At 76.3% G+C, this 2363-nt stretch carries 2 pseudogenes; one reads left to right on the top strand and one right to left on the bottom strand.

Annotated elements, in window-relative coordinates:
- Positions 1-2191: pseudogene (locus STRTUCAR8_RS31415) on the top strand (response regulator); the annotation flags it as partial.
- 29 nt (positions 2192-2220) lie between these two features.
- Here STRTUCAR8_RS31415 and STRTUCAR8_RS56010 read toward each other — a convergent pair.
- Positions 2221-2363 (bottom strand): annotated as a pseudogene (locus tag STRTUCAR8_RS56010) (DMT family transporter); the annotation flags it as partial.

The raw sequence follows: 2363 nt of genomic DNA, 5'->3' as shown, positions 1-2363 counted from the left end.
GGGCGCGGACGGGCAGCCGACCGGGCGTCGGCGCCGGGCACTGGCGGCGGCGGCCGAGCGCGGTGTCGCGCAGGAGGCGGGCCCCCGTCCGGTGTTCGCGCTGCCTCCGGCCGAGGCCGACCGGACGGACGAGGCCGCCCCTGTGGTGTCCGGCGGGCCCGTCGGGCCGGTCGGCGACCGGTTCGACGACGGTGGCCGTCATGACGGGCTCACGCACGATCCCGACAACGACCACACCCCGCCCCAGCCTCATCCCACCTCCGCTCCGACCGGCCGCCGCCGTGCGCGCCAGGCCCCGGAGCAGCCGGGCGCCGTGCCTCCGGGCGGGATTCCCGGCCAGGCGGCTCCCGTGCAGGCGGCTCCGGTTCAGGCCGCTGCCGCTCCGCAGGGCGGCGTACCGGCGCAGGCGCAGGCGATGCCCGGACAGGCGGTTCCGGCGGCGCAGGCCGCCCAAGTCGCCCAGGCGATGCCCGGACAGGCGGTTCCCGCGCAGGGGCTTCCCCCGCAGCCGGCGCTCGGGCAGCCGGTCGCGCAACCCGTCCCCGGCCAGCCGCTCCCCGGTCAGTCCGTCCCGGCACAGGGCGTCCAGGGACAGCAGGTTCCCCAACAGGTGGCGCAGCAGGTCCCCCAGGCCGTTCCTCAAGCCGTTCCTCAGGTCGCTGCCCAGCAGGTCCCGGCGCAGGGTACGGCTGCCCAGCCGGCCCTCGCCCAGGGGCTCGCCCCCGGCCAGGCGATCCCGGCCCAGGCGGCCCCTGCTGCCCAGCCTCAGCAACCCCAGTCGTGGCCCACGTCCGACGACGACACCCCGGACGCCGGAACCGCCGTTCAGGCGGCAGGCGCCCCGCTTCCTCCCGAGCGGGCCGTGCAGCCCCGGCTCGGACAGGCGCTGCCCGCCGAGGCCGCCGCGCCGGTCGACCCGAACTCGACGCAGGGCCGGGCGATCAGTGTGCGGACGCTCGGGCAAGGGGTGGCGTTCAGCCGACAGGCGGCGCAGGTCCAGACACCGGGCCAGCCGCAGACCGCTACGCCCCCGCACGGCACCAACGGCTCGAACGGCTCGGGTCGTCGCCGCAAGCTCGGTACCCGCCCCGAGCCCGCCGGCCAGCCGGAGTCGGCCGCCCGTCCGCACCCGCAGTCGGGCCAGGCCGCGCCCGCCACGCCCCCGGCGGCACAGGCCGCGCCCGCCGCACCGGCTCCGGCCCAGCCGTCCCTCGCCGGCCAGGCGCCTCTACCGGGTCAGCCCTCCCTCGCCGGGCAGGTGCCGTTGCCCGCGCAGCCCTCGCTCGCCGGGCAGACCCAGCTCGCCCCGGGCACTCCGCGGCTCCCCGGATTCACCGAGGGGGCGGGGCGTTCGTACGCCATAGGGGCACCGGACGAGAACGCCGCCGAGGGGCCCGAGCCGCTCGACGGGCCCGGTGGAGCCGTCGAGGTCTCCGACCAGCCGCAGCCCCGGCCCATGGACGACGAGCTGCCGCCGGAGCCACTGGACAACCCGCGCCGGCTGCTGGTGTGGCCCGCGCCGGACGTCACGACGCAACAGGCACTCAGCGACCGCGGGTACCGGCCCGTCATCGTGCACTCACGCGAGGAGGTCAACGCGCAGATCGCGGCCTTCCCGGCGGCACTGTTCGTCGATCCGCTGACCGGGCCGATCACCCGGACCGCCCTCCAGTCGCTGCGCCAGGCCGCCGTGGCCGCCGAGGTGCCGGTACTGGTCACGGCCGGCCTCGGACAGGCGACGCGTGAGGCGGCGTACGGCGCCGATCCCGCCGTACTCCTGAAGGCGCTCGCCCCGCGTGACAGTGAGCAGCATCCGCCGCGGGTGCTGCTCATCGAGGAGCACGCGGAGATCGCGCTCGCGCTGACGGCGACGCTGGAACGGCGCGGAATGCAGGTCGCGCGGGCCGCCAGTGACGCCGACGCGGTCACCCTGGCCTCGCAGTTGCGGCCGAACCTGGTGGTCATGGACCTGCTGCAGGTGAAGCGTCGCAGGGCCGGGATCGTGGACTGGCTGCGGGCGAACGGGCAGTTGAACCGCACCCCGCTGGTCGTCTACACGGCCGCCGTCGATCAGGCCGACCTGCCGAGGCTCGCCTCGGGCGAGACGGTGCTGTTCCTCGCCGAACGGTCCACCAGCACCGAGGTGCAGGACCGGATCGTCGACCTGCTCGCCCGTATCGGCACCAACTGAGGGTTCCGATCGGCGTATTACGGACGCGGGGCGAGCAGCAGCACGCCCGTCCAGCCCTGGCGGCCCAGCGGCTGCCTGGTCTGCCGACGGGAGAGGGCGAGCGCGAAGAGCAGGTTCGTCGCGAGGAGGGGCTCCACCAGGGACACCTCGCCCTGGCTCAGCGCGACGGCGC

It is taken from the genome of Streptomyces turgidiscabies Car8 (assembly GCF_000331005.1).
Lineage (GTDB): Bacteria > Actinomycetota > Actinomycetes > Streptomycetales > Streptomycetaceae > Streptomyces > Streptomyces turgidiscabies.
This window is presented reverse-complemented; position numbering and strand designations above follow the sequence as displayed.